Origin of the sequence: Fulvivirga sp., assembly GCF_040220315.1 — a bacterium.
Lineage (GTDB): Bacteria > Bacteroidota > Bacteroidia > Cytophagales > Cyclobacteriaceae > Fulvivirga.
Genome location: NZ_JAVJUY010000295.1, coordinates 1 through 8184, shown reverse-complemented (window position 1 = coordinate 8184; position 8184 = coordinate 1). Strand labels below are relative to the sequence as shown.

Genomic DNA, 8184 nt, shown 5'->3' with positions numbered 1-8184 from the left:
AGAAACAATCCAATAGAATACCGATTTGCTGCAAAGAAAGATGATTTTATCGAACAGCTTAACAATGTGGCAATTATGGAATATAAGGAGCAATCTTACGCTATGGCTATTAATGATTTTAAAGTGCTAGCCGATTTTCAGAGCCCAGTGAGAATTGCTAACTGGAAAATGATGGCTGAATGTTATTTAAAGCTCGGAAATTTACAAAATGCAGCACATATATATGAATACGTGTTAGAAAGGGATACCGAGGATTTACAATTAACGTTACAACTTGCAGAGCTTTATCATCAAATTGGCGACACAAAAAAAGAATTAGATTACTACAATGAGGCTCGGTATTTATTTAAAAAATTTCAGGAAAGTGCTTACGGTGCGGCTTTTGAGTTTATTATAGACCCAAAAGAAATGCCTGAAACCAATTATAATATGTTTAAAGCCCGTGCTTACCTTCAAATGGAATATGGAGATATGGAAGAAGTAATTAAGGATTGCAATTGGGGTATTTTTCTGCGTCCAGAAAGATCTGAGCTTTATTATTTAAGGGCACGTGCTAGAAAAAATCTCAACCAGCCAAACAGAGCTTGCAATGATCTTAAACGAGCAATCGAAAGAGGTTTTTCTAAGAATAGTATAAAAATTGATTTAGATTGCGACTATTTATAAATTAATTTTGTTAATTGTAATACGCCAGCAACACTCTAATAGCATGGATCTAGCCAAAGAAGAACTTCAATCAATTAAACTCAGTTTTTTTAACATTCTAGCCTTATTTCTTAGTCAGGAGAAAATTCAGAGCAAGTATGTAGCGTGCTTATTAAAGTGGAGTGCACAACTCCACCTTTCTCAAAAAGATTTACACAGAATAGAAGGTGAGTTTGATAAAATGCAATTTACCATGCTCGACAGCAGGGTAGAAAAAATGGAGGCGATATATCATTTAGTGCACATGATCTATCTTGATAACATTGTGGAAGATATTGAACTGGAAGTAGCAGCTGTTTACGCTGAAAAGCTTGGCTTTAAACCAGAAATTGTTGGTGAACTTTTTAAAGCGATAGCAACAGCTGCTTTCGATGGAAGTAATCCAGCAGCAGTGAAGCAAAATGTAAAAGAGTTTCTTAAGCTACATGATGTAGATTAATTTGAGGGCATCACTATCCACAATATCAAATAGATTAATATCGGTGACCCTACTCCTACTAAAGTTAAGATCACAAAAAGTATTCTTACAATTACTGGATCCCAACCAAAATATTTTCCAATGCCAGCACAAACTCCTGCCAGCACAGCATTATTTTTAACTCTATGAAGATTACGCGCGCTCATTTAATTCATTTTTAATTAATTATAATTCCTAATATAATAAAATCTCCAGTATTGGCAGTAATTATGAATCTTGCTATATTTAAAATCGATAAAATTCCTGTTTATTTTTTAGTGAAGTAGATTTAGCGTGAAGATATTTATTTTTTATACATATTTACTTTTATCGATACTATTAACCCAGGTATCGTGCAAATCTACAAATGGTAGGCCCAACTATTCCAATTACAAAAGTTCACGTCAAGATTTTTTTAAAAAACGATATTCAAAGAATTTCATAAAAGCAGATGATCAATGTGACAGGCTACGAAAAAAGAAACTTAGACAAAAGAACCGAAGTGTAAAAGTTGCCAGTAGAAAGAAAAAGAAGAAAAAGCAGGTTTACCTAGCGGAAGTAGACCCAAACGACACGCCAACGGCCAAACCTGCACCAAAACCAAAACCGAAGCCTCAGCCTAAAGTGGAACCTGAAAATAAAACTCCTGATATTGAAACCATGAGTATCGATGAGAAACATAAAATTGAGGATGAGGTTTTAATAAAAAACAAGCTTCCTGCACCAACTTCTGAAAAACATGAGCAAATTAGAAAAGAAGTTGAAAAGCATTTGGAAAATTTCGATCAAGAGAAGCCACTTAAACTAGAACCCCTATATTTCATTACTGGGCAGGATGAGTTTGCTTTTGTAGATATGGAGCCATTTCTAATAGCAGTGGAATATGCACTACAAGGCAAACACATTTTGATAGAAGGCCATACCGACCATGTGGGCGATTTTAAGGCCAACGTAGCCCTATCAATAAAGCGGGTAGAGAAAATCCGAGAGTTAATGGTACAAATGGGGGTACATGATGATCATATATCTGTGGTTGGTTATGGAGAAGAACACTCATCGGAAGCAAAAGCTGCCGAAAAAAAACAGGAAGAACGAAGAGTAGATTTTACAGTATTTTAAATCGGATTCTAATCTTAATTTAGTGGCATGAATTTCAGCCACAATACCTTTCTAAAACATCTTGCACAAACAACACATTCGCCTTTTCTTTTAGACATTGAAAAGGCTGAAGGGGTTTATTTATATGCTCCTGATGGTAAAAAGTATATTGATCTAATTTCTGGTATTGGTGTAAGTAACATAGGCCATCGTCATCCAAAAGTAATACAAGCCATTAAAGAACAGGTTGATAAGCATTTACATGTTATGGTTTATGGTGAATATGTACAATCTGCACCTAATATGTTGGCTGAGGCTTTAGTTGAATTGCTACCTGAAAACCTAAACTGCTGCTATTTTACTAATAGTGGTACAGAGGCAAATGAAGGTGCGTTAAAGCTGGCAAAAAGATATACGGGTCGCACAGAAATAATTTCATTTAGAGGTGCCTATCATGGTAGTACACATGGTTCATTGAGTGTATCAGGTAATGAAGTAAAAAAAGCAGCTTTCAGGCCACTTTTACCAGATGTGAAATTCTTAACCTTCAATACTATTGAACAGTTGGAAAACATTACAGAAAAAACAGCCTGTGTAATTATTGAACCTATACAAGGCGATGCAGGCGTAAGAATTGCTACACAAGAATTTTTAGAAGCGCTAAGGAAGCGTTGTACAGAGAAGGGCGCATTACTCATTTTTGATGAGATACAAACTGGAATCGGAAGAACGGGTAAAATGTTTGCCTTTGAACATTATGGAGTTGTTCCTGATATACTAACATCAGCAAAAGCATTAGGTGGTGGGCTGCCCATAGGCACATTTATTTCCTCTTACGAAATCATGAACTCGCTTACGCATGATCCTATGCTTGGGCATATTACTACTTTTGGGGGTAACCCGGTGTGTTGCGCTTCTGCATTAGCAAGCCTTGAAGTTATTGAAGAGGAAAAGCTGCTATCAACAGTTGAACAAAAAGGGCTTCTGTTTGAACAATTGTTGCATCATCCCAGGGTTAAAGAAATAAGAAGAAAAGGACTACTTTTTGCATTTGAGTTTGAAACAACAGCAGAAGTAGCTCACATTGTCGAATATTGTTTAACACGGGGTGTAATTTGTTTTTGGTTTCTAAGCTGCCCAAATAGTTTTAGAATTGCACCACCACTGACAATTACCAAGTCAGAAATAATTAATAGTTGTGCTATAATTAAAGAGGCCTTTGATTCTCTGAAATAGCTTCTCAATTGCTTTACAATAGCTAAATTAAATACAGCAAAATTATCAAACCAGATCCAAAACGTTTTCAGGTGGCCGACCTAATACGGCCCTACTTCCTGCCACTACTATCGGCCGTTCAATTAAAATTGGATTATCAACCATAACCTTAATCCACTCATCATCTGACAAATTCTTGCCTTTATATTTTTCTTTGTAAACAGTTTCTCCCTTTCTCAAAAGCTCTTCAGGTTTAATATTGAGTTTGCCAATAATTGTCTTCAACTCTTCAAAAGAAGGTGGCGTTTTCAAATACTCAATAATGTTGCTTTCAACGCCTTTTTCTTCGAGAATCTTAAGCGTATTCCTACTCTTGCCACATCTTGGGTTATGGTAAATTGTTGCCTTAGCCATTATTTTATCTTTTCAATAACCAAGTTATGATTTGTATAAATGCAGATGTCTGCGGCTATATTCAGGCTTTCTCTTACTATCTGTTCTGCTGATAAATCTGGAGCATGCTTTTTTAATGCTAACGCAGCAGACTGTGCATACATAGATCCAGAGCCTATGGCTGCAATTTGATTATCTGGCTCGAGGACATCACCAGTCCCTGATATCACAAGTAGCTCATCTTTATCTGCAGATATGAGCATGGCCTCAAGCTTTCTTAAGTAACGATCCATTCTCCAATCTTTGGCCAATTCAATTGCCGCGCGCTTCATATTGCCACCATAAGCATTCAGTTTTTCGTCAAACCGTTCCAATAAAGTAAAAGCATCTGCTGTAGATCCTGCGAAACCTGTAACAATCTTACCATCTTGTAGCTTTCTAATCTTTTTCACATTGCTCTTTGCAACGTAATTTCCCATGGTAGCTTGTCCATCTGCACCAATGGCTACCTCTCCATTATGTATTACCGCTAAAACGGTTGTTGATTTTACTTTAGTCATTGTAATCCTCCAATTTGTCTAAGGCTATTTTGTATTCTTCTTGCAGTTTGAGTTCGTAAGCCCCTAACTCCTCTCCTATCTGCCACATTATTCTAAATGCATCCTTATATGTCGAGGATGAATTCATCTCTAAAAATCTATTCATTAATGTTTGGCGTAGCCTGTTATAATCATTTTGAGTATTATATACTTTTGCAATTACCTGTACCAGTTCAATATTCATTTCAGGAATTACATCACTAAATTTTGCCGTTTCATACATTGAATTGTCGGCTCTAATTCCACCTATGCCTTTCCAACCAGGAAAACGTTCCAAGAATGGTCGATCATATACTGGCTCTTTCCCTAGCTCTTCCGATACAGACTTTTCCAGGCTATCTAATGAATCGAAAAAAGGTCTTTTATGCGCTATGCTTCTTTCAATCATTTTCTGATTTGCGCTTATCTCAATTCTAATCTGTTCAATTGCAGCCTCAACTCTAGCAGAAGTTTTACGACTAGTATTCCATTCAGTAAGCAACATCCCAAGAAAAACACCGGCCATTACAATGAGTAATTGCGCCAGATTTTGAGACATTTTAAGTTTGAACGATTTTTTCTTATCTGCCATATTAATTGAAAAAAGCACGACCAGCGTGCTTTTTGTTAACTTGTCTTATACTAATATTCTAACCGGATCTTCCAATAACCCTTTAAGCGTTTTAAGGAATGCTGCTCCTAAGGCACCATCTACCACTCGATGGTCGCAGGATAAAGTAACTTTCATAACATTACCAGGCACTAACTGTCCATCTTTTACAACAGCTGTTTGCTTAATTCCTCCAACTGCCAGAATGCAAGAATCCGGTGGGTTTACAATTGCCGTGAATTCTTCAATTCCGAACATTCCAAGGTTTGAAATTGTAAAGGTATTCCCTTCCCAATCCGATGGTTGAAGTTGCTTATTCTGAGCTTTATTAGCCAAATCTTTTACTTCAGTAGAAATGTGAGACAAAGACTTATTATCTGCAAAACGAACTACCGGCACTAAAAGTCCTTCATCTACAGCCACTGCTACACCAATATGAATATGTTTATTGTACCTGATCTTATCGCCTAACCAGGATGAGTTAATTTTTGGATGTTGTCTTAGTGCAGCAGCCACCGCCTTAATTATTATGTCATTAAAGCTGATTTTTACAGGAGAAAAATCATTCATACCCTTTCTGGCTTCCATGGCTTTATCCATGTTAATTTCCATAGTAAGGTAGAAATGAGGTGCGGTAAACTTGCTCTCAGCCAATCGCTTGGCGATTGTTTTTCTCATTTGAGAAACATTTACTTCCTCATAAGATTCCTCGCCTACTACTGCAGGTATTGAGATTTGCTGGCCATCTCCTGAAGTTGCTGGTTGTGCCGATGGTTTATAATCTTCAACATCACGCTTTACGATTCTACCATGATCACCAGAGCCTGGTATTTTTGAAATATCATAGCCCATCTCATCAGCCATTTTTTTGGCTAATGGAGAAGCTTTAATTCTACCATTTGAGCTGGCATTGGATTCACTTGATTTTTTCTGTTCTGCCTGGGGAGTTGACGATTTAGATTCAGCAGTTACTGCTTTTTCTTCTTTCTTAGGCTCATCTTTCTTCTCCTTCTTATCTGAAGATTTCGTTTTATGTGCTTTAAGAAGCTTCTCATAGTCCGCCCCTTTTTCTCCAACAATAGCAATTACACCGTCAACAGGCACTGATTCGCCCTCTTTGATGCCAATGTAAAGTAGCGTGCCGTCTTCATAAGCCTCCAGCTCCATAGTTGCCTTGTCAGTCTCAACTTCGGCCAGAATATCACCAGAGCTTACTTTATCACCTTCTTTTTTCAACCATGAAGCGATAGTACCTTCTGTCATGGTATCGCTCATTTTAGGCATCGTAATGAGCGAAGCTTTTACATCAGAGGCATCAATTTCTTCGCTAGTATCATCGGAGCGATCAGACTCTTTCTCCTCCTCTTTTGTTTCTTCTGAAGAACCACCATCATTGGATGCTTCTTTTAGTAAGTCAGAAATATCTTCCCCTTTCTTGCCTATAATAGCAATTACACCATTAACAGGAACCGCCTCTTTTTCTTTAATTCCAATATGCAGGAGCACACCGTCTTCGTAAGACTCCAGCTCCATAGTAGCTTTATCTGTTTCAACTTCTGCAAGTATATCTCCCGACTTTACCGTATCCCCTTCCTTCACTAACCATGAGGCAATTACACCTTCTTCCATGGTATCACTCATCTTGGGCATTCTTATTACTTCGGCCATAGTATCTTTTCTAATTTAAGCAGTCAAAAATAGATGTTAATAAGAGTTTATTCAAAATAACACGCTGATAAATTAAAGGTTAACACCAGCAAAAATTATTTCGATGGAAGAACCACCTTCATTCCATGCATTTCTTTCTGTAGTTACCCATCTAACACCTACTTCTAGATCCAATGGAAAGCGCATTAAATTAAGGTCAAAGGTTAATTCTGTACCGTAGGATAAGTATTGGCTATCAGTATTGAAATTTCCTACTGAGTCATTTTCTCTAAACCCTAGAGTTGGTTCTGTTGTAAAAACAGTTTGAATTACATTATCATTACCAAAATCAAAGAATGAATTAAGACGAATTCTCTTAACGTTAATTACAGGACCAATTGAAAAATCAGGATAGCCAATTGGAAATTCATAGTTTGTGATAAATGATGTAAAGCTTTCCTCATTTGGATAAGCATAACCCCTAGGTTTGAAAATCACGTTCTGAAAAGAATAAAGATTAATATCATCATTTATTTCTCTTTTTTGATAACCAAATCTAAAATTCAGAGAATGTGATTTGAAGAGATTCTTATTTATTAAATAAATAGGGCTCGGAAAGTAGAAAGCAGCACGAAATCCTGTAAGTGAACCGTTAAAATCGCCAGAAATAGTATTAAACTGCTCAAATACAAATATTTGGCCCCATAAGCTTTCAAAATTCCTTGGACTTCTTTTTAATAAATTAGAATAGCGCACAGAAAAATTATTAAAAATCATTTCTCCATTGTCCAACTCCCTCGTATCAACTTGGTATCCTCTAAAAATGATTGTGTCGTTTGGATTAACACTCCTATCGATGATTTGGTAATCGTCAAAACTGTCTCTTCCTCCTAAAGTACCTGATCTTCTTTCAAATTTTGAGATCTCTCGAATTCCAATTGCGTTAGAGAATGTAAGAGACTCAAAAAACTTACTATTCGTAAGATTTAAAGGAATTGATAATCCAACATTCGTAGTTTTCTCCACCCACTCATAGGTAGATGTTCTTCTATTTCCGAAGTCATACTGCAAATCAATGACAGGAAACCAGCCTTGGTAGCTGATTTTTGCACTTGTAAAACCTGTTTGATCGACTGCATCATAGGTATAGCCAACAGAAGCCCTTGTTGAACTTAAAACATCTCGAGAAAATAAGCCGGCCTGAATAGTGTTAGCACCGGTATTTAAAAATGGGCCCCAGCTATGTATATTAAACATATGACCTATTTTCGAATAATTCTTTGAAGCATGTTTTTTATCAGGTACCTGATCCAAAATATGTTCATGGCCTTCTTGCTCGATAATTGGTTCTAAAATATCTACGTTTCTATCTTCAACCTCACTTAAAGGAGTCCAGCTAGATGGATTAAACTCAATTTCCACTGTATTTAATCCATAAAGAGAATGATTGCTATAGACAATCGAATTATCGGTTAAATCAG

The 8184-nt window shown here is 36.6% G+C and carries 10 protein-coding genes; 4 read left to right on the top strand and 6 right to left on the bottom strand.

Annotated features, from left to right (window positions below; all coding sequences use genetic code 11):
• On the top strand, positions 1–666 hold a 666-nt coding region (locus RLO81_RS14885; protein ID WP_350113266.1), incomplete at its 5' end, for a tetratricopeptide repeat protein.
• A gap of 43 nt (positions 667–709) precedes the next feature.
• Positions 710–1144: a hypothetical protein gene (locus RLO81_RS14880; protein ID WP_350113263.1), complete on the top strand. Its 435-nt coding sequence runs from the start codon at positions 710–712 to the stop codon at positions 1142–1144.
• On the opposite strand, the gene RLO81_RS14875 is transcribed toward RLO81_RS14880, so the two are convergent.
• Positions 1141–1329, bottom strand: a complete 189-nt coding sequence (locus tag RLO81_RS14875; RefSeq protein ID WP_350113260.1) for a PspC domain-containing protein — start codon at positions 1327–1329, stop codon at positions 1141–1143. The two genes, RLO81_RS14880 and RLO81_RS14875, sit on opposite strands and share 4 nt — an antisense overlap.
• 127 nt (positions 1330–1456) lie before the next feature.
• Here RLO81_RS14875 and RLO81_RS14870 point away from each other — a divergent pair, with 127 nt between their 5' ends.
• Both RLO81_RS14870 and RLO81_RS14865 read left to right on the top strand, forming a co-directional pair.
• Complete coding sequence (locus tag RLO81_RS14870) at positions 1457–2281, top strand: OmpA family protein (protein ID WP_350113257.1); 825 nt, start codon at positions 1457–1459, stop codon at positions 2279–2281.
• A gap of 27 nt (positions 2282–2308) precedes the next feature.
• Positions 2309–3496, top strand: a complete 1188-nt coding sequence (locus RLO81_RS14865; RefSeq protein ID WP_350113254.1) for an aspartate aminotransferase family protein — start codon at positions 2309–2311, stop codon at positions 3494–3496.
• A 45-nt stretch (positions 3497–3541) separates the two neighbouring features.
• Here RLO81_RS14865 and arsC read toward each other — a convergent pair whose 3' ends face one another.
• The 5 genes from arsC to RLO81_RS14840 form a co-directional block, all read right to left on the bottom strand.
• Entirely contained in the window at positions 3542–3889 is a 348-nt protein-coding gene (arsC, locus tag RLO81_RS14860) for an arsenate reductase (glutaredoxin) (protein ID WP_350113251.1), read from the bottom strand.
• Positions 3889–4428 carry an ATP-dependent protease subunit HslV gene (gene hslV, locus RLO81_RS14855; RefSeq protein ID WP_350113248.1) on the bottom strand — a complete coding sequence of 180 codons (540 nt, stop codon included), beginning with the start codon at positions 4426–4428 and terminating at the stop codon, positions 3889–3891. Before hslV ends, arsC begins: the two co-directional genes overlap by 1 nt.
• On the bottom strand, positions 4421–5038 hold the full coding sequence (locus tag RLO81_RS14850) for a hypothetical protein (protein ID WP_350113246.1): 618 nt from the start codon (positions 5036–5038) through the stop codon (positions 4421–4423). Before RLO81_RS14850 ends, hslV begins: the two co-directional genes overlap by 8 nt.
• Before the next feature lie 45 nt (positions 5039–5083).
• Positions 5084–6724, bottom strand: coding sequence for a pyruvate dehydrogenase complex dihydrolipoamide acetyltransferase (locus RLO81_RS14845; protein WP_350113243.1), 1641 nt, complete (start codon positions 6722–6724; stop codon positions 5084–5086).
• A gap of 72 nt (positions 6725–6796) precedes the next feature.
• Positions 6797–8184, bottom strand: a 1388-nt coding sequence (locus tag RLO81_RS14840) for a hypothetical protein (protein ID WP_350113240.1), incomplete at its 5' end; no start/stop codon positions are given.